Consider the following 23,355-nt stretch of genomic DNA (forward strand, 5'->3'; position numbering starts at 1 on the left):
CAGAGGAATAACAAAATGAAAAAACTCATCTTGGCCTGTGGCCTTAGTCTGATCTGCACCTCGCTGTTTGCACAATCTAATTCAGCAACTGTGATTGTTAAAAATATCGAAGGCTTTAGTGAATCAGGCGACGCCTTTAGTTTTAAAACCACCACAGGCAAACGCTATCAAGTTTATAACGCAGGTGGTAGCAATCCGATTCAGGGTGAAGAGCTGGTTTCTAATTCCATCAAAACTAAGAAAGCCATTTGCCTACGTTTAGATGCAGATAAAACAGAACCGCGTTTGGTGCAATCAGTTCATAAAGGCAAATGCAAATAACCACACAGAACAAACAACGACTTTATTCATAGATGAAATAAGCAATTTTTTAGGAAGTCAGCCATGAAACTGATCCACCCGATTCTTTTATCCAGTGTATTAATACTGGGCTTAACCGCATGTAGCCCATCCAAAGAATCTCAAGCCGTAGTAGAACCCAAAGCAACAGCAGATCAAAATACGGTCTCTACCGCGAATAGCACTTCTGATCAGTCTGAGACGAGCAATCAATCCGAGGATGATTTTGTCGTTGATAAATCATTTTTAGAAAATGGCGCTGATGCTGAGCAAATGACAGAATTATCACAGGAACCGCCCTTACAGGAAGAGTTCGAAGTCCGTGTTCGCCGTGATGAATCACAATACTCCATGACAGGCTATGTGGATAAGCTCAATATCATGTCACTGAATAATGATCCCACCTCTCTGACCAACGTATCAATCAATCGTGGCAATTGTAGAACCAAAGGTTTTTATGATTATCAGAATATGCGCTATGGCTCAGTGGCCCAAGTCTATCTCGGTTGCGCTGCTGAAAATGTGCGTGAGGTGACCATCACCACCAACAGCGGATTGACCTATACCTATAATTTTTAGCTATTGATAACGAAGATTTTCCATTAATTAAGGGAATAAAAATATTCCCTTCTTTTAACCACAACAATATTATTTATTTTAATATCAATAATTTAAAACACAACCCAAATTTCAGTAGACATATTTTTAAAAAATAATTTTCGAGCTTAAGCCCAGCACTAAAGCATTATCAACATTATTCGTTGCTCCAGGATTGATTACATATTGAATATTAGGTCTAAGCATCAACCATTTCATTGGGAAATATGAATAGTTCAACTCAATGTTATATTCAGCCTCCTCGTTAATGACTTGGTGTATTTGACTGTAACGATCACTAACATCAACTCTATTCATAGCAAAACCAACAATATCATTAGGATGATGATTTAAAAGTCCAACATATTTCAAACCCATTTGTTGCATATTTTCAACTTTGTTAGTGGTTTGATCATGAAAGCTGAAGTTCATAAAGGCATACAATCCCTGATGAGTTGAGTCTTTTTGGGTTAATTGTTGTTCCGCAACTCCCCACATACCATATGTATGATCTTGCGGCTCTCCAGTAACAATATCCTTCTGATTTTTAACATCATGAGCTGTATTGTAAAATCCACCAAGACGATATATCCCTGGTAATTCATTTATTCCTTTTTTAGGCTGCCATACAAATTCAACCGGAATATTCACGCCATCTGCATCATTCGTACTAAAATTCCAACCTTCACTTTCTTCCAAGTTTTTTGGGTTATATTCGAATACACCAAATTGTATAAAGGCCTCAGGGTTAAAACTATATTTAGACATTAGAGCCCATTGGCTTACAGGTGCATTAATCCATTTACTGCCTTGCCATTTCCCCATTTGTGCACCGCAAAATGAATTATTTTGAAAGTCACAAGACATCACATTGAAATAGGTTCCCATGGCAAAACGCCCAACTCGAATTCTGGTAGCTGCGTTCCTAAAATTCTTCTCGATCGACAATTCTGCAAGCCTTGTACCCGAATTACCTCGACCATAGTTTGCCTGTACATTGGCCAATTGTGGTGCTTGCGGATCGGAAATCTGTTCTACTGATACACTCTGTCCTTGTCTTGCCATAATTAATGCTCGAACACTCACCCCGTCTACATTTAACAACTTTTCTAAATCTAAGATTGTACCCAGTGAAAACTGGCTAACATATGTTGGGTCTTGTCGTGGGGCATATCCACCATCTGCTAAATAAGCAATATCGAGATTGGAACTACCATCAAATTTGATTCCTTTATCTGCTAGAGCTGTTCGTTCACCACCCCAGTCCCCTGTTAAATTTGTCCGATTCACATCAAATAAGCTCTCAGCAAAACAAACTGTATTTGTTCCAATAAGTACACCAATAAGACATAAAAAATTACTTTTTTTCATTGCACAATCCCTGCAAATTTTGAATATAAGTTTCCCTAAACAGCTAATTGAATGAGCTATTTTGAATGATTAAATGGAGTAAAAGTGGTGTGATAAAATTGCAGCATGGCGGGACTCCTGTCACATACCATGCTCAATTCACTAACAGAATTGGATTCTCTTAGGTTAAATGATTTTTAATTTTCTCTTTAACGGCTTCTGTAGAAATACCATAACGATCATGTAGTGTTGGCAGTGCACCTGCATCTAAAAATGCATCGGGTAACCCAATCATGTCAAAACGTGGATGTTGCCCATTTCTTAATAACAAGGTTCCAACTGCTTCACCTAAGCCCCCAACCACAGAATGATTTTCAGCAGTAAGTACAGGTCGACCTCCTTTTGCAACTTCAGCTAAAATCGTTTCTTCATCAAGAGGCTTAATGGTTGGGACATGTAAAACTGAAACCTCAATTCCCTCTTTTTCAAGTTCTTCAGCGGCCTCAAGCGCACGCATGGTCAGTAATCCAGTAGAGATAATCAAGAGATCTTTACCTGGCTTAATGACTTGGGCCTTACCTAATTTAAATTGGTAGTTATATTTATCCAGTACCAATGGAACTTGACCACGCAACAAGCGCATATAAACAGGACCTTGATGAGCAGCAACCTGTGGAATAGCCTGTTCAATTTCCAATGCATCACATGGATCAATGATCATTAGGTTTGGCATTCCACGGAAAATGGCAATATCTTCTGTTGCTTGGTGACTTGGTCCATATCCTGTAGTTAAACCAGGAAGGGCTGCTACAATTTTCACATTTAGATTATCTTCGGCAATCGCCATACAGATAAAATCGTAAGCTCGGCGTGAAGCAAAGACAGCATAAGTCGTGGCAAAAGGAACGAAGCCTTCTCGAGCTAATCCAGCAGCAGCACTCATTAGGAGTTGTTCTGCCATTCCCATTTGAAAGAACTTATCTGGATTTTGATTCGCGAAAATATGTAGATCTGTATATTTGGATAGATCTGCTGATAATCCAACAATATCATCACGCTCTTTCGCTAGCGCATTTAAAGCATGCCCAAATGGTGCAGACTTGGTTGGTTGCCCTTCTGCAGCAATCGAAGCAATCATGGCAGACGTTTTTAATTTTTTCTTAGGAGAGTTCGCTAATTGGCTCATGGATCTAGACTCCTTATTTGCCGTAATGGGTTAATATGTTTAAAGCTTCATCCCATTCGCGTTCATCCACGCGAATAAAATGTGTTTTTTCACGGCTTTCTAAAAATGAAACACCTTTACCCATTTTGGTATCGCAAATAATGACTCTTGGGCATGTTCCTTCGTGGCATTTCGCTTGATCGAAAGCGTCAAGTAAAGCTTCCATATTGTTGCCATCTACGCGTTGGGTGTACCAACCAAAAGACTGCCAACGATCTACAATTGGTTCAAAAGCTAGAATTTCACTTGAATGCCCATCGGCTTGCTGATTATTCACATCAATAATTGCAATGAGATTATCTAACTTCCAATGTGAAGCCGACATGACTGCTTCCCATGTCGAGCCCTCATTGAGCTCACCATCTGATAGGAAGTTATAAACAAAAGACTCTGATTTCTTTTGCTTTAATCCGAGGCAAGCACCTACCGCAATGCCTAAACCGTGACCCAATGAACCACCAGTGATTTCCATACCAGGGGTATAAGTTGCCATGCCTGACATAGGTAAACGACTGTCATCAGAACCATACGTTTCTAGTTCTTCAATTGGAATAACTTTTGCTTCGATCAAAGCAGCATATAAAGCAATTGCATAATGACCTATTGAAAGATAAAAGCGATCTCTTCCTTCCCACTCAGGATTGTCAGGCTGATATTTCATTGCATGAAAATAAGAAACTGCAAGTAGATCAGCTGCACCTAAGGCCTGTCCAACATAACCTTGGCCCTGTACTTGTCCCATACGTAACGCATGTTGACGAATGTTATATGCACGTTGCTGGAGTTCAGCAATACGAGCTTCTTTATTAATATTTGACATGATTAGCTTCTCTTATTAACGATTAACCAGTTTTGCTGGAACGCGTAGTACTAGGCTTGCGCCAACAACTAAGACTGCTGTGATTAAGAACATACCTATGGCATTCGAACCTGTATTAGTGGTAATCCAGCCGATGAGAAACGGAGAACAAAATCCAGCGAGATTGGCAAAACTATTGATTCCAGCAATACCTGCGGCAGCTGAAACACCACCTAAAAAGTTGGTTGGCAACATCCAAAACAAAGAAGATGCGGTGAGTACACCTGATGCCGCAATACATAAACAAATCAGCGATAGGGTTAGATTCGAGGCAAACAATGTTGCGAAGGTCAGTGCAATTGCACCAGCACACATAGGAATAATTAAATGCCAGCGACGCTCTCTAAAGTGATCTCCGCTACGGCCTGCTAATAGCATTACAACTATGGCACACATATAAGGTAGGCTGGTCAACAAGCCAATATGCCAGTTGTCGCTAATGCCCGAGTTACGAATTAATGTCGGCAACCAGAAAGTAATTGCATATTGTCCCATTACGACACAAAAGTAGATTCCAGCAAGTAACCACAAGCGTTTATCACTAATGAAGTCTTTAATACTGCTATGCCCTTCTTTCTGCTGATTATCTTGTGCGATTTCTTGCTGAACTAAATTCTTTTCAGCACTTGTTAACCAATGTGCATCTTGAACAGAATCTTTTAGAACTGCGAGGACTAATAAACCAACAACCACAGTAGGTATAGCTTCAAGCACAAACATCCATTGCCAACCATGCCATCCTTGCACATTGTTCATTTGATCCATGATTAAGCCAGACAGAGGTCCACCAATCATTCCTGAAATTGGGATCGCAATAAACCACAGCACAGTCATACGGGCCCGACGATAAGATGGGAACCAATATGTAAGATAAAGTAATAAACCTGGCGCTAATCCAGCTTCAGCAACACCGAGTAAGAAGCGTAAGGTATAGAATTGCCACTCTGTTTCAACAAATGCAAAACAGCCTGACAAAATACCCCATGTAATCATGATTCGAGCAATCCAACGTCGAGCACCAACTTTGTGAAGCACAATATTGCTAGGTACTTCACATAAGAAATATCCTATAAAGAAAATACCTGCGCCGAGTCCATAAACAGCTTCACTGAACTGTAAATCACTCATCATTTGAAGTTTGGCAAAACCAACATTTACACGGTCTAGGTAAGCACAAAAATAACAAAGCATTAAAAATGGCATCAGCCGAAATGCAATTTTTCGATATGCAGATTTACGAATAGCATCTGTATCAGATGAAAATACGGTATCCATCATGCGAGTCCCTTTACATTTGGCCACAATATCCTCTCATGGCCATGTCTCTATTTTAAATTTTCTAATACTAATACTGAGTTTTAGTGAATCAGCATTCCGCCATTTACATCTAAAGTTACACCTGTTAAATAGTCTGATAGATCACTGGCTAAGAATAATGCTGCATTTGCAACATCTTGAGCTTTACCTAAGCGACCAAGTGGAATACCTGCAAGAATGTCATGACGACGATCATCCTGCATTAGACCACCAGTAATATCTGTTTGAATCAGACCTGGTGTAAGTGAATTCACACGAATATTATCTGCACCAAATTCACGTGCCATCGCTTTACCTAATCCTAAAACCCCAGCTTTGGCAGCGCTGTAGTGTGGACCACCAAAAATACCACCACCTCGTTGTGCCGAAACGGATGATAAGCACACAATACTTCCTCCACCATTTTCTTTCATTGAGGGAATTACAGCCTGAGACATAATGAGTGTTCCACGCAGACTGACATCCAAAATACGGTCATAATCATTACGCTTGATATCTAATGTTTTTACAGGTTGGGTAATTCCTGCGTTATTGACCAAAATATCAATTTTACCGTAGTGTTGAAGGGCTTGTTCCACAGCAGCGTGTGCTTGTTCTTCATTAGCAACATTTGCTGCTAGACCTAAATGACCTTCGCCCAATGCTTTAGCCGCATGCTGGCTTTGCGCAAGATCTAGATCAACAATAATGACTTTGGCGCCTTGCTGTGCAAAGATTTCTGCTGTTGCACGACCAATACCACGTTCAGATGCTGCACCTGTGATTAACGCTACTTTTCCTTGTAGTAACATGTCTATTCCTCTTTTCTTCAACATATTTATTCATCGTTAGATTCTCTTTTTTCACAGTGAGCAGCAATAAGGTTAAACTCAACTAGGCATGAATAATATTCATGCCTATGATATTTTTAGTTGATATTCGAAAGAAAAATGGAATTTTAAATGAACAATAGTGAAAAAAATTACAATCAAGTGCCTGCAATAAAAACCTTACAAGCGTTTGAACAAACTGCTCGGTTAGGAAATGTGGCAAAAGCGGCAGAGGTTTTGAGCCTCACACCATCTGCTGTCAGTCATCAAATAGCAAAACTAGAAGAAATGATTGGTCAAAGCTTATTTATAAGGGGCGCACGCGGAGTGACCTTAACACCTTCTGGTGAACGTTATTATCAAGATGTAACGACTATCTTGCATAATTTGATGTTAGCGACTGAACAAGCATCAGATAAAAGCCCAAAAGATAGTTTATATATCCATTCTTCACCTAGCTTTGGACTTCTGTGGTTATTGCCAAGATTGGAATCATTTAAAGAACAATATCCTCTCATTCAGGTGAATTTATCTTGCTCTTATGAAAACCTTCATTTCACACGAGATAAAATTGATATTGATATTCGTCATGGTATTCCGAATTGGACAGGCGTCGAAATTAGAACGGTTCGAAGTGAAAAATTAGAAGTTCTTGCCTCCCCCAAATTACTTGAGCGCAGTCCTGTTTCTAAGCCTAAAGATTTACTAAAAAAAGAATTAATTTTATCAAAGTCCACACTCGTGACATGGCCCCAATGGTTTGCACATCAAGGGTTAAGCATTCCTGAATTTCCTTATACTTTTAGTTTTGATCGCTCATATATGTCACTTGAAGCTGCAACTCATGGGCTTGGATTTGTCCTAGAAAGCAATTTACTTACCCAAAATTATCTAGATTCAGGAAAACTTGTGAAAGTCTTTGCTGATGACTTATCCGTACCCATCTCTGCACACCACTTAGTTTATCCACGTACCCATGAGAACATTCTCAAAGTGAACCACTTTTTAAACTGGATTGGTGACGAAATCATAAAAGATAAATAATGATCAAACAGTCGCTCAAAACAGAAAGCAACCATTTAAACCAGACTTAGAACTATCCGCTGACAATCAAAGGTTTTTCTACGATGCCTTGTCACTCTTAAGTAATGATTATTGGCATGGCTGTTTAAACGGTTTTTTACCGCTTGCAAAGCGCGTTGAATCTGCTTGTCATCCAAACAATTCACTGAGATACCTTTTAAATCATGCTCTTCGAATGAAACGGCACCATAACCATTGGTGACCTCCAACCATTGCTCACCGATTCTACGTGCATGATCCGTTAGAGTGACAGCTTGTGCTTGTCCAGCATAGATACAGAATAACTGAACATAGTAGCCCTGCTCTGGATCATGTTTAATCTGCCACAGCACCGAATGAATTGAACGAAACAGCTCAGTATCTCTGGATCGAATTAACTTTAGAAAAGCACTGAGGTAAAGATCAAGATCATATAAGCGAATCACTGATAGCGCTTCAGGTTGAACCCCTAAACAAATTGGAAAGATGGTTAATTGATCTTGTTGCTGTATACATTCTGATAAGAAGCGTTCAGCCTTTTTCACCTGTTTCTTATACTCGTTCTGATCGGATTGATAATCCGCTTCAATCAACCCAGCTTGATCTTGTACATATTTTATAAAACCTTCCACCACATGATCAGGCAAGTCTTGAATAGAATCGTAGAACTTAAACGCATTGGCTTTAAAGATGATCTGCTCAAGATGCTTAAACACAATAATGGCAGCAATATAATTATTCCCATCTACAAAGAATCGTCTGGATTTCTTAATCAATGGAATGATCTGCTGTTTGAATTGCTCAACACTGATTTGATTGGTTAAGATTGCTTGAATAAAGATTTCAATTTCACAAAATGTTTGAGATTCATTGTAAGTCGTCATGATAAAACACATCCTAAGTTATTTATTTCATAGACTTAGGAGTGCCGTAACTTTTTAATGGTGATCTAATCTAGAATCCACATTGCTGCAAGGTTTGGGCTACACCTCTACGCCAATGCACTTCAAACTGGCCCGTACCAAAGCTGCGCATATACGGTATCTTTGCGCGTAAATGCTGTGCATACTTTTCAGGATTGACCAGATACATTCCTGTATTAAAAGCATTGCTTACTTCCAATTGAACATTACACTGGATATTTCCTACCCCTAATCGATTATTCCGCATAAACTTCTGCTTATGTTCAGTCGTATTACAATTAAAGTACCATCCCAGATTACCTGTAATACTTTGCCATAATTTCCCAACCTGATCAGCGAGATACCAGTCACTCAGACGTTTAGATGGATCATAAATTAGCAATAAATGGCAATGATAGCCTTTTTTTGCACCCTGCTCTAATGCCCATGCATAGCCCTGTAACCCCATGAAACATCCATCTTGATTAGCTATGCGATTTCTTAAAATATTCATATGCTGTTGAACATCTTGAATACCTATATAGACCTGTTGTTCTTCGAGATAACCCAAATCGACACGCACAAATAACAGCTCAGAATAGTGGGTAATGAGTTTAGTCAGATACTGATACAGTGAATTTCGATTCTGCTGTTCTTGCTGAATGAAACAATTCAACTCATTCCAATAATCATTTCGATATTGATAGAGTACACAGCATAGGGTTTGAACTTGCTGAGTATTAAAATTTAAGATGTATGATGCTGATTGACCATTTAGAAAATGATCAATCCAATACTTACACTGAATAAAATATTGAATGGATTCAGCGTAGTGAAGCTGTGCTGAATAGAAGTGTTGAAAGGCTTCATATAATGTACTGAGTGACTGTTTGAATTGTTGTTCACCCACCTGTTCGAAACAGACATCATAAACAAAATCTTCAATTGCAGTGCAAAGATTAGATTCATTCCAGATCACTGTAGTCAAATTCATGTCGTGATACTCATCATGTTAGGATTCATATCACAGCCATGTCTGTAATCTTTTAATTGTTTAACCATATATATGAGTAAAGAATCATTCAACAATTAAGCAAGATATTGATAAATATATAATTAATAATATATTTAATAACTTTAATAACCTACTAAGGCCAATCTACGGCTTAACAACAAATTGGTTAGACCGACTGAGCATAGAACACATGAATTAACCGAGCAAAGAGAAGCTAAAGTTAATTTTTTAATTATTCACTTTTATCATTTTAGCAGTTGAACCCTTTATTAATACCTTTCTGATCGGAGCTGCTGGTTTTGGTTGGAAAATCTCTTTATAACACAGGTATTTGACGATTGTATTTTTGAACAATCTCTGTTTCTTTTTATCATTAGCAGCAAACACAACGTATTTTGAACTAAATTCTGGTTGGGACAAAAATATTTCAATACATTCAGTTGGATTGATAATATCTAGCGGTTCTCGATTAATTTTAGCTTGTATATGATTGTTAAGAAATCTATCCCAATATTTTATTATGGATACTCCTACTTCATCGAGTTGCTCAAGCTTCGTTCGTGGAAAGAAAAATAAAACATCCGCTGATGTTTTACTTTCATAACCAACATTCCAACTTCCTAAATATCCTGTACTCATCGAAAGTGGTTTAGATCTTTTCGAAAACCGTATAAAGCTGGTAAAAAGCGTGGAAAACTCTTCCTGAGACAAGGCCCCCCAATTTCTTTCTACTCTAAATTGAATTCTATAGGACTTACGCACTATTATTTATAGATTCTCTGTGGTAGCAGATGATTTTTATCGAGAATAAAGTCATCAATGAAGTTTTTGATAACTGGTCTAAATAATTTCTTCTGCCAACGATATACATTTTCAAAGATCCGCTCAAACTGGTTCTTTTGTATCTCGACGTAGGCCATCAAGGCTGAAAAAATATGATTCAAAATCAGTTTAGATCGTCTTACTTGAAACTTTTCAATATGACAAACCTGTTTAATCACCCGGTGATATTGCTCTATTTTCCAATGACTTGAATGTAATTCATGAAAACCCTCAAAGGACAATAAATCATCTTCATCTTGATGCACAATATAAAACCTCTGCTGTTCTTTTAACTGAGTCTTAAATAATTGTACAAAGCCAAAATCTTTGAGCCAGACCACTTGACCCTGATGGAAATTTGGCAATAAACGCAGTTGAAACCATTGTCCTTTTTCTGGGGAAACCTTACGGTTACAGTCGATACCAAACATAAATCGAATACCATATTTTCTTATGGTTTTTAGATTTCCAGTCGATGAATACCAACTATCACCTGTAATAAATTGAATCTTTGCACCCCAACTGAGTACTTCACTTAACATATCCATAAAGTAATCATTCTTGGTTTTACTTTCAGATTTGTCATAAATTCGGAAATTAATTGGAATATTTTGACCATTCTGATCTGTCGCATACAAGGTAATGAGATTAATACCCTTGACGGATCGGTGGTGTTTGCCTGACCAAAAATAGCTAACCAAGTCCATATGTTGACTATAGGGTTTATCTAAAACAGTATCATCAATACTGACTATAAGTTTATTATTATCAATATGTTGAATTGCTTCTTGATATAGGTCGTGAGGTGTGTAGTCTTCACGTTCTAGAAAGCGATTTACACTATCATGCGAGATGTTATAAGTCTCGGCAAGTTGTGTGCAGCTAATAGAGTTCGGTTCTGTCATGAGAAAGCCCATATAAATGGGTAATGTACAAGTTGCTGTAGAAGCATGTTTAATTCGTCTGATCACAGATACTTTATAAAGTATTTTAATACTTTTTTGAATCCGTCAATGCGTAAGTCCTATTCTATATACTACTAAATCTTGGGTAAACATCTGATCTAGATAATCAATTGCTGTTGCATATCGTCTCGCACAAATTTTGTGTTGGATTATATTTGCCTCAGATTTATTGAAATTTTGAGAAACTTGATTGGTTCTGATCTTAAGACTTCCATCCTGATAAGTCTGAAGTTGATACCTTTTTTTCAACCTTAAACTATTCACATTTAACTCATTGATTTTTTGAAAACCTAAATTAAATTTATCATCAACCACACACCTAGAAAAAAATACACTGAGCTGTACCGTAATACTTTTAAGAAGGAAGCTCGTCATTTCGTCAGATGAGTATTTTAATAATCTCTGAATTTTATCTTGCTCATCAAGTAGACTAAAATATTGTTGGCAAGCTCTAGTGATTGAATACGTTAGTTCATCGGTGGTTAGTGAGTTAAAATCAGTATAATGACGTGGAAAATCAAAAAGACCTCCGTTAGAAGCTAATAAGTTTTCAATAAAAATCTCTAGACGTACTCCAACGTCAGCTAAATCTGCAAATCTTGTATCTGACTTTGCGTATTCTTTATAAACAAGTTCGGTGACTGCTATTCGCTCAATTGCATTCCTATTGAGATTTTGGCACTGCCAGATTTTTTGAGGATTCTTACCTTCGATTAGATTTTGCCAAAATTTAATATGCTTACGATAAGCTTCCTGAGAATCAATAGACACAGACCGATCTTGCTTCAAAAAAACATTATTAATTGGCAAAAAATCATTCTGGCTATCTTTACACTCTAATTTTATAATTCTATCTATATAAGTGTAATAGCCCAAAACCCAATACTTAAAATTTTGAATACGTTCTTGCTGAAAGTATGAAATCTTTGAAAAATCTTGCTGAGTGACTTTCTTCAATTGCACTAACCAATCACTGATTTGTATACCTGATTCAAACTTATCTCGTATGATTTTTTCTTTCAACTTCTCTATTTTAGCTTTTGTATTGAGCTTTCCTTTCCCCTCAAAAAATAAGATACACTGCAAATTCAAACCAAACTGATGGTCGTTTTCATACTTAAAAAAGCCATGAATAAAGTCAGGAAAATCATTTAAATAATTGTGAATCTTACTAACATAACCCCAATTAATACGTCTAAAATTTTCGCAATTATCCTTATAATTATTCTTTAGATTAATATCTAGACATAAGATTTTTATGTCTAGATGATTTGTTATGATTGCATCAAACTCTGTACATAAATTACAGAACTCACTCCAGAATAACTTATCATCACTACTCCTATTCCAATCGATACTTCCTTTATTTCCCCTAATCCAATTAATTAACTCCACCATGTATCTAGCTGAAAAATTTTGACTAGGTGTCTTATCACAAAAATATGGTATTTCATTACTTTTTATTTGAGATAAAAATTCAAATAATCCGTAAGGAATAACATCCTGTCCAAATTTACAATCTATGTTTGGAATAAAATTAGATAACTTATTGAGCTTATTAAAATAATAACGAACATCTTCCCCAAAATCATCAATCCCATTTTTATAATTTATTTCGAATGCTTTCAATATTGAATTTTTATCACCTATTACATCATCAACAAATTTAGAGTAATACTCCAAGGCATCAACTGACTCTTTAAAAAAGGTCATTCTATCTCGTTCTTCTTGTGATAATTCTGCATATGAATGATAAGTTCTCAATCTAAGCAGCTTAAACAGATCTATTTTATTCATACACAGTACAAATCACACTAAAACCAACTTAAATAATTGAATATAACTAATTAAAAGTCAACAACAATAAGAAAAAAAACCTATTAATCACAACTTACAGTCCCAAAAAATACATTTTTAAATAATATTAATCACAATTGTGCAAGCTAATTTGATCTTATACATTCATGTTAAATGTACCAACACCTATACAAGTCAAACTGATGCAAAGATTTATTACCCCTCAATTAATCATAAGAATTTAATTCAAATTTCATGTATTAAATTGATTTTAAAAACTCCTAGGACTTTATTAACAGAAAATCTTGTTTACTATAAAATCCAATAATTACGCCCCATAGTATTGAACCCTAATCCCAATACTATGCATAAATATAAAAAGGACACATAAGTTTTTAACAAACAATTAGTTTAATATTTAACTGGATCAGAATTTAATATTATTCACCCGGCAGAGTAAAACTTGAAGTGCGACATAAACCACCTAATTAATTTAAAGAGTTTATGGAGTATATAAAATTGTCATACCATCATCTTAACTTTGAAGATCGTACTGCATTAATGCTTGAGTCAAGAAAAGAAGGCTTTTCAGCCAGAAAATTTGCTGAACTCATTAAAAGACATCCTAGTACGATCTATCGTGAGCTTAAAAGAAATAGCATCAATGACGTTTATCAAGCTCAATATGCTTCTGATAACACCTTCGCTAGACGTAGACGTGGTCACATAAAACTCAAAATCGATTCAATCCTCTGGAAATTTATTGTTGAAGCGATCCGTTGTTTATGGTCTCCTCAGCAAATAGCAAAGCGTTTAAAGAGATTTCCTGATTTGGATCAAACAATGAATGTAAGCCATACAACGATTTATTCAACGATACGAGCATTACCAAAGGGTGAGCTGAAAAAAGACTTACTATCCTGTCTGCGACATGAAAATAAAAAGCGAAAAGCTAACGGTGAACCTAAAAAAGATTCTATATTACAGGATATTAAAACTATTCATGAGCGCCCAACCGAAGTTCAAGAAAGAAAAATACCGGGTCATTGGGAAGCCGATTTAATTAAAGGTAAAGACAATAAAAGTTCGATAGCAACACTTATTGAACGAAAAACACGGCTCTGTATCTTGGCAACATTACCTGATGCAAAGGCAGAATCAGTGCGCAAGGCTTTAACTGAAGCTCTGAAATATTTACCCGCAGAACTGCGTAAAACATTGACCTATGACCGTGGACGTGAGATGTCAGAACATAAAATCCTCGAAGAAGATTTAGGCATAGATGTATATTTCTGTGACCCACATTCGCCATGGCAGAAAGGCACATGCGAAAATATGAATGGTTTAATTAGGCAATATTTACCTAAAGGGATTGATTTAAACCAGGCAGATCAGCATTATTTAAATCAAGTTGCCATGTCACTGAATACTCGCCCTAGAAAAGCGTTAGATTGGCTTACACCATTAGAGAAATTTGCTCAGCTTGTTGATTATCATAAGGCTTTTGAAACTGTCGCACCTCATGTTTGAATTCGCCCCCCTTACCTCTTACACTACCACAGTGACAATTTAATTATATTTATATCTCAACAAGGTAACTATCATATATACAAAACATCTAGCTCTCTCATAAAAACTCCACACTAAATAAGAAAAACCAGGTATTTGAGCAATAATTAAAAAATTCTATTAAAACTTGAGGGTGAATATCTAAATCCCATACTTATTAAATTAATATTAAAGTCTATTTTTATAGATGACCTAAATCTTGTTTAAGCCAAGGGTTCCATAATCTGAATTTTTGGCTTATTTCGTTGGGTTAATTGATATGCACATAATGATGCGTAAATCCCACTTAGAAATCCATGAATACTACGTGCTTTACTCGTCACTAAATTGTATTGACCTTTCAATAAGCTGAATAACGTTTCTATTTTATTACGCTGTTTTAAGTGATATTCATCTGATGCACAGAGTTGAAAAAACTGCATAGTCTTTTGATGATAGGTAATCAAATCAATACCTTGAATTTTTAATCTGCTTTTTAATTCTTGGCTGATATAGCCACGATCCACATAAAGCCTTGCTTCTAAGCCTTCAACTAAATGCTCAACCATTTTTATGTCCGCCACATGTCCATTAGATAAAGCAGAACATACTATTTCCCCTAATTGATTCATCACGATATGTAATTTGCAGCAATAAAACCAGCCCATCGAACTTTTACCACGTGATGCAATTTTGGCTAATGATTTATGGCGTTGAATCCTTTGTTTTTTACAGACAGGTAAAGTGGTTGTATCAATCCATAAATATTTGCTGCGTTGGCCTTTCATTAAGGCGACATATAAAGCATGTAGTGCCAATTGATGCATATTGATGCATATTGATGAGGTGAATCATCCATTGGTAGCAGGGTAAATTTTTAAAAAGAATGCTTTGAAATTGTTGATATGAGAACACTTATACCAAATGGCACTAAAATTGATTTCTGAGAGACTTAATTTGGCTGGTCGAATTCTTATAGATTGACGACTTTGTTTGAGAAATTTCCAATAAGTTGCTTCAAATTTAAGAAAGAAATCATCGATTACACAGAATAATTCGGTACTATTGAACATCAGGACTAGAGCTTTAAGTTCGGTGTGGTAACTCAACTAATGGCTCTAGTTCCTTTATTTTTCAAGTCAATTTCTTATCCATGATTCGGGTTATAGATAACATGTCATAGTTTCAGCCTCTTAAGCAGAATTCCACTTGCTCACCATACTACTCCATGGTTTTTACACGCTCATCCCTGTACTGTGCACGGTTTAGGCTGAGCGAGTACATTAGTAAGCCTTAAAGGCTACAGTTCTTCAATCATCATGCTCGTCAACGATATACAATGCCGAAGATGATTATTTATACCTGACAGCTAATGTCGTTGAATCAATCCATAAATAATTTAATGAGCATTTAAGAATATCAAGCCCATTAAAAATGGGATTGATATTCTTAAAAATTAGGTAAATTTCACTCAACTATTCATCTCTGATTTCAATAGATGCAAACTCTTGTTCAGGCGTGCCTTCCACCAGATGATGTCTGCTATACAGCAGATAATACAGAATGAATAAACCATAAATTAGCGCTGCCAAACACCATACTTTTGGATTAACCATTAAACCAGCCACCACTGCAGCACAGGCCAAAACCAATGCAATACTTGAAGTGACGATGCCGCCGGGTGTTTTATATGGTCGTGCTAAATCTGGACGGGAAAAACGTAATTTAATATGCGACATCATCATCAACACATAAGAAATGGTGGCACCAAACACCGCAATCAAAATCAGCAAATCTCCTTCACCCGTTAATGACAATACAAAGCCAATTACCCCAGGAATCACAATCGCCCATTTCGGCGCATGTTTATTATTGGTGAGCGATAATATTTTCGGTAAATAACCCGCACGCGATAGGGCAAACACTTGACGCGAATAAGCATAAATAATCGAGAAGAAGCTTGCTACTAAACCTGCTAATCCCACAAAATTCACAAAACTGGCAATCCATGAATGCTGTCCATAGACTGCAATTAATGCATCAACCAATGGTGCTCCTGAGTTTTTCACTTGCTCTGCACCCATCGCACCAGCACTTAAAAACAAAATCAGCAGGGCAAATGCAGCCAGAATCAACATTGAACCAATTAAACCACGTGGTAAAGATTTGACTGGATCTTTGGCTTCTTCAGCAGCCAAAGGCACGCCCTCAACTGCAAGGAAAAACCAGATTGCAAACGGGACAGCAGCCCAAATGCCCATGTAACCGAGAGGCAAAAATGAACTCGCCCCCGCAGTATTTGGCATTACTGCAATATTAAATAAATTGGCAGCATTAAAGTGTGGAACCATTGCCACTATAAACACCAACAGCGCCACACAAGCAATTGCGGTAATGCCAAACATTATTTTCAGAGCCTCACCTGCACCTTTTAAATGAATTGCCATGAAAAACACATAGCAAAACAGATAAATCGGCCAGCCACCTATGCCAAATAAAGCTTCACAATAATTGCCAATAAAAACAGCAATTGCGGCAGGTGCGACTGCATATTCAATCAGAATTGCAGTCCCTGTAAGATAACCACCAAATTGCCCAAACGCCACTCTCGCAAAACTATAGCCCCCGCCTGCTGTTGGCAGCATGGTCGACATTTCTGACATCGACAAGCTCATGCATAGATACATAAATGCCACTACAATCGTAGCAACAAATAATCCGCCCCAACCACCTTGCGCAATACCAAAATTCCAACCTGCGAAGTCACCCGAAATCACATAAGACACCCCTAACCCCACCAACAGTAACCAACCGACGGCACCCTTTTTCAGTTGGCGTTGGGCAAAATATTCGGTGTTATCTGCGACACTCTCCGTCATTATCATTTCATTTTTCATGATGCTCGATCACCTTTTCACCAAATTCGACCACTTTAATATCGGTGAAATATCGGCTTTAAACTTGACAATAAATCATGAGCATAGTCGCTTGAAGTCAAGTTGCTCTTTTTTTTCTTTTATAAGATCAGCTCAAAGTCTGGGACTCCGCACCCAAGATCAGCATGAAAAGGAGTACAACATGAGCGTCCAACAAAATGAATATTTAAGCATTCAACAACTCTACGAATTGGCAAAAAAAGCCATGCAAACCTATCCAGCATGCTATCAAGGCGAGATCAAATTACTCTGCCAATCTGAAAATGCCACCTTTGTTGTGAAAACCGCTCAACAACAATATGCACTACGCATTCATCGTCCCAATTATCATTCCAAACAACAAATCGAAAGTGAACTAGCATGGTTAGATGCGTTAAATGCGCATGGCATCGCGGTGCCGATTGCCATTGCCGACTGTCATGGAGATAAAGTCCAAACATTGGCACTCAGCCCAGATATTTCAAGGCATGCAGTGCTGTTTCATTGGGTAAAAGGTGTGATGCCTACAGCAGATAATGTCGATCCATGTGATTTTAAGCAGTTGGGTGAAATCACAGCACAACTGCACCTGCACAGTAAAACATGGGAGATGCCCGCCGACTTCCAACGTATTGTTTGGGATCATGAAAGTATGGTTTTTGCCGATGGACATTGGGGTGACTGGCGTCATGCCCCACAGTTAAAATCGGTAGATCATGCCGTGATTGATGAGGCAATTTGCCGTGTTGCCACCGAGCTAAATCAATTTGGGAAGTCCAAAGATCGCTATGGGCTGATCCATGCTGATCTCAGACTGACCAATCTGTTGTTGAATGAAAAAAAGGTTGGTGTGATTGACTTTGACGACTGCGGCATGGGCTGGTTTATGCATGACTTAGCGGCAGCAATTAGTTTTAATGAACACTATACTGCTGCACCCAAGTGGGTCGAACAATGGTTGAATGGTTATGAAAAAATTGGGCATGTGAGTGGAGAAGAGTATGCGTTGATTCCCACCTTTATTATGCAACGTAGAATCCAATTGATGGCTTGGTTCGGTTCACATGCCTATACCGACATGGCCAAAAGTTTGGGAGCGCAATGGTCGGATGAAACTGTGCGACTTTGCAAAAAATATCTTAACAACCAGATTCCAGCAGGTATATAAAAAAATACCTGTAGGCAGTATCAAACCGTAAAAACATTGAATGGCATAGCTCTTGCTTAATTTAGAACAATATCGGTTCTGTATTAAAAGAGGCTATGCATGATTCAATTTAATCCTCTATCCATCAACGCTCAAGACATCAGCAATCAAGGCATTTTATCAGCTGCCGCGACAGGCCTGAGTGACTTTATTCTGCATAAAGGTGCCGATGTCGATCGCATTTTTGGGATCAGTGGTATTAATCCTGAATTATTGCTCAGCCCGACCCTCAGTTTGCAACTCACCAATTATTGCGAAGTCTTGGAACAATCCGCAAAACTATCACATTGCGATAATTTCGGACTGCATTATGGGCAGCAATTTCATCCCAAAGCCTTAGGACTGATTGGCTATATTGGTTTATGTTCAGCATCGCTGGAAGATGCATTAAAGAACATGACCTCGCATTTTAATCTGCATCAAAAAGATACTTTATGCCGTATGGTTGAAGTCAATGATGCCTACCGTTTCGACTACCAAGTCCAGCATGGTGCAATTTTATCGCGACGACAAGATGCCGAACTCACAGTGGGCATGTTTATGAATGTAATTCGTGAAGTCTTGGGCACACACTATTCACCACGCGAAATTCATTTTGAACACCCACGTCCCGAGTTTTGGCAAGAACACAGTAAACTGTTTAATGCATCAGTGTTTTTTGATCAGCCATTCAATTCAATTTTGATTGCCAAATCAGACCTTAAAACCGCAATGCCACAGTCAGACCCGTTGCTGCTCACCATGATGCTCGACACTTTAAAAATTCTGAATACGCAATCGCAGTCACAAAGTTTAACCAATCAAGTCCGTGCGCACATTCAGCAAGATTTGATTCATGGTGAACCTAATTTGGAAAAAGTTGCACTAGATTTACATATGAGTCCATGTACCTTATCACGGCGCTTAAAATCACACGACATCACCTTTACTCAACTAATTGATCAAGTTCGTTATGAACTGGCCAAACACTATATTCAACAGAAGAATTTACCGATTTCTGAAGTAGCATTTTTATTAGGCTATTCCGAAGTCAGTGCCTTTTCCCGTGCATTCAAGCGTTGGTTTGGCTGTACGCCGCGCCAATTACGACATTAAGCGGTAAGACATCAATAAAAAAGAAACCCCGCTCAATGAGCGGGGTTAAATATGTATGACATTTAAGTTTATTTTTGCAGTTTACTTAAGGCTTGATCCAACGCTCCAACCAACCAATCAATATCCTTTTCTTGGAACACCAATGGTGGACGTAACTTCAAGACATTGCCATATGGTCCCGCAACAGAGGTCAGCACACGATGCGTATTACGCAATTCTTCAATCAAATCCAGTGCCAGAGCTTTATCAGGCATTTTGGTGAAACGATCTTGTACCAATTCGAAACCAATAAATAAACCAGCACCACGCACATCACCAACACAGTCATACTTTTCCATCAGCTTACGCAATTCTGTCAAAAGTAGACCACCAAGGCGCTGACTATGGGCTTGTAACTCTTCTTCTTGAATAGTTTTCAGCACGGCCTGCGCCGCTGCCATTGCCACAGGATTCCCCCCAAAGGTATTGAAATAAGGGATTTTTTGACTAAAGGCAGACAACACATGATCTTTCGCGAGTAAACCTGATACTGGAATACCATTGCCCATAGGCTTGCCTGTGGTAATGATGTCGGGCACCACACCATGACGCCCAAAACCCCAAAAAGAATCGCCTGTACGAGCAAAACCAGGCTGTACTTCATCAGCAATGAAAATACCACCATTGGCATGCACTACATCCACTGCTTTTTTCAGAAAACCAATAGGATTTGGCATTACCCCATCTGATGAAAAAATGGAATCGGCTAAGAAGCCCGCAAACTTAATGCCATTGGCATTCATATCATCAATTTGTGCTTGAATTTGCGCGGCGAACCAGTCACCTAAATCTTCGCCCTCAAAACGATATTGATCAGGTGCTGACACCAAACGAGTTGTAGCAGCTAAGGTCTGTCCTTTACCAAGCGCAGGCGAACAGCCCGAAGTAAGATCACTAGTACCATGATAGGCTTCTTGAGACACAATAATGCCCGTACCACCACTGTATTCACGGGCAATACGAATAGCCAAATCATTCGCCTCAGAACCCGTACACATATACATGGCTTTGTTAATTTCAGTCGGTGTGGTCGCTAAAAGCTCGTCGGTATAATCTAAAATGCGCTCATGTAAATAACGAGTATGTGTATTTAACATCTGCATTTGTTCATTGACAGCATTGATGACCGCAGGATGACAATGCCCAATACTGGCAACATTGTTATAAGCATCCAAATATTGATTGCCTGCGGCATCCCAAAGATACTGCCCTTGACCTTTTACGAGATGCACAGGGTTTCGATAAAACAGGCGGTAAGATTCGCCTAAATTTTGACTACGTCGATCGGTCAGTTTTCGGGTTTCAGAATCTAGTGCACTCGCATGCTCGGCACGGAAGCTATTGGTATCCATAATGGTAGATCGTGTATTCATCTACTATTCCTCTCTCACAAACTGTTTTTTAGTGCATTTGAATGATTTTTATATTGCACAGTGCTCATTTTAAAGACTTGACTTTAGAGCGCGATATGTAATTTTTGAAGTCAAATCTTATAAGATAATTTCTTCACAATACGAACGATAGGATATCTATCTGAGCACTTTTACTATAAAAAGTGAATAAATAGCCTTTAAATGAATTCGCTAAAGAAGCCTGACAAAAAATAAAATTGAATTCCATCATCCCTAATAAATGATAAAACTACTGAAATTTATTTACAGGCTCTATATTAGTAATGTTCATTTATCAACATACAAACTGAACTTTGAGCTATTTAGCAATACTCATCCAATTTTTTACTTGCTCCCCGTACCATTCCATCAACCTTACCCGCTCATCCCAATATTGCGCACGGTTATAGGCTGAGCGGATTCTGTTCTGTGGCACGTGGGCAAGCTGGCGTTCAATGGCATCTGGGTTAAATAAATTGGACTCATTCACGACAGTACTAAATAATGATCTGAACCCATGTGTAGTCATTCGTCCTACATAACCTGAACGCTTAATCACAGCTAAGATCGATTCACTACGCATAGGCTCTTTATTATTTAAACGATGTGGAAATAGCAGTTCCTGATTATGAGAAAGTCTTAAAGCTTTCAGTTCCTCAATCATCATGTCCGTCAATGGCACACGATGTGGCAATCGGTTCTTCATGCGGTCTTCAGGAATATCCCACTTACGCCCTTCCAAATCAAATTCATCCCAATGTGCTTGTAGTAACTCACTGACTCGAACACCAGTCAGCATAATTAAAATGATGGCATGATGTGTCTGAGCATCACTTGGATAAGCTCTAACTTTTCTTAGAAATTCAGGCATATCTGAAGCAGGTAATGATGCTAAATTTTTCACACGCTTATTTTTTAGTGCATAGACCAAATCACCTGCAGGATTATCGTAGCGATAGCCGTGTGCAATAGCGTACTTCATGACCATGCCACAGCGAGATAAGGTACGTTTGGCTACTTCAAGTGAGCCTCTTGCCTCAATCTTTTTTATGATCTGTAAAATTTCAGGAGCTTGAATCTGATTAATACGCTTATTTTCTAATGAAAGATACAATTCATCTAGAGATGCTCTGACATTGCTAATGTGCTTCGGGGACCACGTTTCTTTCTGATTCTCAAACCAATCTTCAGCTACTTCTTTAAAGAAAGGCTTTATGTCCTCATGAAGTACTGATTTTGAATGTTTATACTTAAGTTCATAAGCCATTTCTCTAGCTTTTTTCAAACTAAGTTCTGGGTATGGTCCTAGTGACTCAGATTGACGCTGCCCATGAACAGTATAGCGGACATTCCAATACTTCTGACCTTTAGTCGTAATAATCAGCGATAAACCATGTGAATCTGATAGACGATATTGCTTGTCTTTCGGTTGAGCTTTTCTACATTCTGCATCTGTGAGTGACATATCTTTAACCAGAATTTGTTGTGTTAATTTCTGGGTAAATTTTGCCAATTTTTACCCACACAAAGCAAAAATAGGGTCAAATCGCTTAGGACAGTATCGGACAATACAGCCAATAAAAAAGCCCTTAAACATTGAGTTTAAAGGCTTTTTTATATTCCGATGGACTACTTCGGAAAGAATTTTGGTGGAGGTGGCGGGAGTTGAACCCGCGTCCGCCAGCACTACGCTCGAGAATACTACATGCTTAGATATCGTCTATTGTTTTAACTCTTTGTGACCCGACGAACAGGGTACAAATCGCGATCCTCTTAATTTAGTACAAAACCCCGAGGCTTGGTTTTATACGGACTTGTGTGCGTGCGCTTCAGTCGGACTCTCTAACCACAAGTATTCGGAGAGGCGGACAAGCTGCCCTTAGGCAGCTAGAGCGTATGATTCGTCGTTTGCGACTAAAAAATGCAAATTTGATTTACGAGAGAAAATGCGCTCTCGACATGCATCTATGAGTTTCATCACCAGCGTCGAAGCCAGAAACACCCCCAAAGTAGCGGCAATCATAGCATAGTTGCTAGAAAATACGATCTATTTTCTAAACAAACACACATATTGATGCGCTTAATTACATAATTGCGCTAA

At 38.1% G+C, this 23,355-nt stretch carries 19 protein-coding genes, 1 other RNA gene and 1 pseudogene; 6 read left to right on the forward strand and 15 right to left on the reverse strand.

The window, feature by feature from the left end:
- Nucleotides 1-15: 15 nt before the first annotated feature.
- A complete protein-coding gene (locus AC4CU2_RS13335; RefSeq protein WP_279044975.1) occupies nucleotides 16-321 on the forward strand; it encodes a hypothetical protein in 306 nt (101 codons plus the stop codon).
- Between the two features lie 63 nt (nucleotides 322-384).
- Nucleotides 385-918 (forward strand): hypothetical protein, encoded by a 534-nt coding sequence (locus AC4CU2_RS13340; protein WP_279044976.1) that lies wholly within the window; start codon nucleotides 385-387, stop codon nucleotides 916-918.
- Between the two features lie 126 nt (nucleotides 919-1,044).
- On the opposite strand, the gene AC4CU2_RS13345 is transcribed toward AC4CU2_RS13340, so the two are convergent.
- The 5 genes from AC4CU2_RS13345 to AC4CU2_RS13365 form a co-directional block, all read right to left on the reverse strand.
- A complete protein-coding gene (locus AC4CU2_RS13345; protein ID WP_279044977.1) occupies nucleotides 1,045-2,307 on the reverse strand; it encodes a carbohydrate porin in 1,263 nt (420 codons plus the stop codon).
- 160 nt (nucleotides 2,308-2,467) lie between these two features.
- Complete coding sequence (locus AC4CU2_RS13350; protein WP_279044978.1) at nucleotides 2,468-3,472, reverse strand: transketolase family protein; 1,005 nt, start codon at nucleotides 3,470-3,472, stop codon at nucleotides 2,468-2,470.
- Between the two features lie 13 nt (nucleotides 3,473-3,485).
- Entirely contained in the window at nucleotides 3,486-4,331 is an 846-nt protein-coding gene (locus tag AC4CU2_RS13355; RefSeq protein ID WP_279044979.1) for a transketolase, read from the reverse strand.
- 15 nt (nucleotides 4,332-4,346) lie between these two features.
- A complete protein-coding gene (locus AC4CU2_RS13360) occupies nucleotides 4,347-5,645 on the reverse strand; it encodes an MFS transporter (protein ID WP_215904343.1) in 1,299 nt (432 codons plus the stop codon).
- A gap of 83 nt (nucleotides 5,646-5,728) precedes the next feature.
- On the reverse strand, nucleotides 5,729-6,478 hold the full coding sequence (locus AC4CU2_RS13365; protein WP_279044980.1) for an SDR family NAD(P)-dependent oxidoreductase: 750 nt from the start codon (nucleotides 6,476-6,478) through the stop codon (nucleotides 5,729-5,731).
- A 180-nt stretch (nucleotides 6,479-6,658) separates the two neighbouring features.
- Here AC4CU2_RS13365 and AC4CU2_RS13370 point away from each other — a divergent pair, with 180 nt between their 5' ends.
- Nucleotides 6,659-7,540 carry a LysR substrate-binding domain-containing protein gene (locus AC4CU2_RS13370; protein WP_279044990.1) on the forward strand — a complete coding sequence of 294 codons (882 nt, stop codon included), beginning with the start codon at nucleotides 6,659-6,661 and terminating at the stop codon, nucleotides 7,538-7,540.
- A 35-nt stretch (nucleotides 7,541-7,575) separates the two neighbouring features.
- Here the strand turns inward: AC4CU2_RS13370 and AC4CU2_RS13375 are convergent, their stop codons facing one another.
- The 5 genes from AC4CU2_RS13375 to AC4CU2_RS13395 form a co-directional block, all read right to left on the reverse strand.
- Complete coding sequence (locus tag AC4CU2_RS13375) at nucleotides 7,576-8,442, reverse strand: hypothetical protein (RefSeq protein WP_279044981.1); 867 nt, start codon at nucleotides 8,440-8,442, stop codon at nucleotides 7,576-7,578.
- 70 nt (nucleotides 8,443-8,512) lie between these two features.
- Nucleotides 8,513-9,454 carry a YagK/YfjJ domain-containing protein gene (locus AC4CU2_RS13380; protein ID WP_279044983.1) on the reverse strand — a complete coding sequence of 314 codons (942 nt, stop codon included), beginning with the start codon at nucleotides 9,452-9,454 and terminating at the stop codon, nucleotides 8,513-8,515.
- A 249-nt stretch (nucleotides 9,455-9,703) separates the two neighbouring features.
- Complete coding sequence (locus tag AC4CU2_RS13385) at nucleotides 9,704-10,114, reverse strand: hypothetical protein (RefSeq protein ID WP_490737996.1); 411 nt, start codon at nucleotides 10,112-10,114, stop codon at nucleotides 9,704-9,706.
- A 125-nt stretch (nucleotides 10,115-10,239) separates the two neighbouring features.
- Nucleotides 10,240-11,268, reverse strand: a complete 1,029-nt coding sequence (locus AC4CU2_RS13390; RefSeq protein WP_007116247.1) for an IS701 family transposase — start codon at nucleotides 11,266-11,268, stop codon at nucleotides 10,240-10,242.
- A gap of 39 nt (nucleotides 11,269-11,307) precedes the next feature.
- On the reverse strand, nucleotides 11,308-13,059 hold the full coding sequence (locus AC4CU2_RS13395; protein ID WP_490768965.1) for a hypothetical protein: 1,752 nt from the start codon (nucleotides 13,057-13,059) through the stop codon (nucleotides 11,308-11,310).
- A 504-nt stretch (nucleotides 13,060-13,563) separates the two neighbouring features.
- On the opposite strand from AC4CU2_RS13395, the gene AC4CU2_RS13400 reads away from it, so the two are divergent.
- Nucleotides 13,564-14,589 (forward strand): IS30-like element ISAba125 family transposase, encoded by a 1,026-nt coding sequence (locus AC4CU2_RS13400; RefSeq protein WP_490768283.1) that lies wholly within the window; start codon nucleotides 13,564-13,566, stop codon nucleotides 14,587-14,589.
- Between the two features lie 242 nt (nucleotides 14,590-14,831).
- On the opposite strand, the pseudogene AC4CU2_RS13405 reads toward AC4CU2_RS13400, so the two are convergent.
- A pseudogene (locus tag AC4CU2_RS13405) lies at nucleotides 14,832-15,680 on the reverse strand (IS982 family transposase).
- A 402-nt stretch (nucleotides 15,681-16,082) separates the two neighbouring features.
- The gene (gene eat / locus AC4CU2_RS13410; protein ID WP_178927753.1) at nucleotides 16,083-17,504 is read right to left on the reverse strand and encodes an ethanolamine permease; all 1,422 of its coding nucleotides are present in this window, start codon (nucleotides 17,502-17,504) and stop codon (nucleotides 16,083-16,085) included.
- A gap of 181 nt (nucleotides 17,505-17,685) precedes the next feature.
- Here eat and AC4CU2_RS13415 point away from each other — a divergent pair, with 181 nt between their 5' ends.
- Both AC4CU2_RS13415 and qhpR read left to right on the forward strand, forming a co-directional pair.
- A complete protein-coding gene (locus AC4CU2_RS13415; RefSeq protein WP_096911424.1) occupies nucleotides 17,686-18,690 on the forward strand; it encodes a phosphotransferase enzyme family protein in 1,005 nt (334 codons plus the stop codon).
- Between the two features lie 99 nt (nucleotides 18,691-18,789).
- Nucleotides 18,790-19,824: an AraC-like transcriptional regulator QhpR gene (gene qhpR, locus AC4CU2_RS13420; RefSeq protein ID WP_004681105.1), complete on the forward strand. Its 1,035-nt coding sequence runs from the start codon at nucleotides 18,790-18,792 to the stop codon at nucleotides 19,822-19,824.
- Between the two features lie 68 nt (nucleotides 19,825-19,892).
- On the opposite strand, the gene AC4CU2_RS13425 is transcribed toward qhpR, so the two are convergent.
- The 3 genes from AC4CU2_RS13425 to ssrA form a co-directional block, all read right to left on the reverse strand.
- On the reverse strand, nucleotides 19,893-21,236 hold the full coding sequence (locus AC4CU2_RS13425; RefSeq protein ID WP_279042708.1) for an aspartate aminotransferase family protein: 1,344 nt from the start codon (nucleotides 21,234-21,236) through the stop codon (nucleotides 19,893-19,895).
- 337 nt (nucleotides 21,237-21,573) lie between these two features.
- On the reverse strand, nucleotides 21,574-22,719 hold the full coding sequence (locus AC4CU2_RS13430) for a phage integrase central domain-containing protein (RefSeq protein ID WP_279042710.1): 1,146 nt from the start codon (nucleotides 22,717-22,719) through the stop codon (nucleotides 21,574-21,576).
- A gap of 182 nt (nucleotides 22,720-22,901) precedes the next feature.
- Nucleotides 22,902-23,260, reverse strand: a transfer-messenger RNA (tmRNA) gene (gene ssrA, locus AC4CU2_RS13435).
- Between the last annotated feature and the right edge of the window lie 95 nt (nucleotides 23,261-23,355).

The sequence above is a fragment of the Acinetobacter sp. 797_lipA genome (assembly GCF_058243025.1).

Coding starts and splice junctions, on each gene's coding strand:
- AC4CU2_RS13335 (WP_279044975.1), top strand. CDS start 16: ATGAAAAAACTCATCTTGGCCTGTGGCCTTAGTCTGATCTGCACCTCG.
- AC4CU2_RS13340 (WP_279044976.1), top strand. CDS start 385: ATGAAACTGATCCACCCGATTCTTTTATCCAGTGTATTAATACTGGGC.
- AC4CU2_RS13345 (WP_279044977.1), bottom strand. CDS start 2,307: ATGAAAAAAAGTAATTTTTTATGTCTTATTGGTGTACTTATTGGAACA.
- AC4CU2_RS13350 (WP_279044978.1), bottom strand. CDS start 3,472: ATGAGCCAATTAGCGAACTCTCCTAAGAAAAAATTAAAAACGTCTGCC.
- AC4CU2_RS13355 (WP_279044979.1), bottom strand. CDS start 4,331: ATGTCAAATATTAATAAAGAAGCTCGTATTGCTGAACTCCAGCAACGT.
- AC4CU2_RS13360 (WP_215904343.1), bottom strand. CDS start 5,645: ATGGATACCGTATTTTCATCTGATACAGATGCTATTCGTAAATCTGCA.
- AC4CU2_RS13365 (WP_279044980.1), bottom strand. CDS start 6,478: ATGTTACTACAAGGAAAAGTAGCGTTAATCACAGGTGCAGCATCTGAA.
- AC4CU2_RS13375 (WP_279044981.1), bottom strand. CDS start 8,442: ATGACGACTTACAATGAATCTCAAACATTTTGTGAAATTGAAATCTTT.
- AC4CU2_RS13380 (WP_279044983.1), bottom strand. CDS start 9,454: ATGAATTTGACTACAGTGATCTGGAATGAATCTAATCTTTGCACTGCA.
- AC4CU2_RS13385 (WP_490737996.1), bottom strand. CDS start 10,114: ATGAGTACAGGATATTTAGGAAGTTGGAATGTTGGTTATGAAAGTAAA.
- AC4CU2_RS13395 (WP_490768965.1), bottom strand. CDS start 13,059: ATGAATAAAATAGATCTGTTTAAGCTGCTTAGATTGAGAACTTATCAT.
- AC4CU2_RS13400 (WP_490768283.1), top strand. CDS start 13,564: ATGGAGTATATAAAATTGTCATACCATCATCTTAACTTTGAAGATCGT.
- eat (WP_178927753.1), bottom strand. CDS start 17,504: ATGAAAAATGAAATGATAATGACGGAGAGTGTCGCAGATAACACCGAA.
- AC4CU2_RS13415 (WP_096911424.1), top strand. CDS start 17,686: ATGAGCGTCCAACAAAATGAATATTTAAGCATTCAACAACTCTACGAA.
- qhpR (WP_004681105.1), top strand. CDS start 18,790: ATGATTCAATTTAATCCTCTATCCATCAACGCTCAAGACATCAGCAAT.
- AC4CU2_RS13425 (WP_279042708.1), bottom strand. CDS start 21,236: ATGAATACACGATCTACCATTATGGATACCAATAGCTTCCGTGCCGAG.
- AC4CU2_RS13430 (WP_279042710.1), bottom strand. CDS start 22,719: ATGTCACTCACAGATGCAGAATGTAGAAAAGCTCAACCGAAAGACAAG.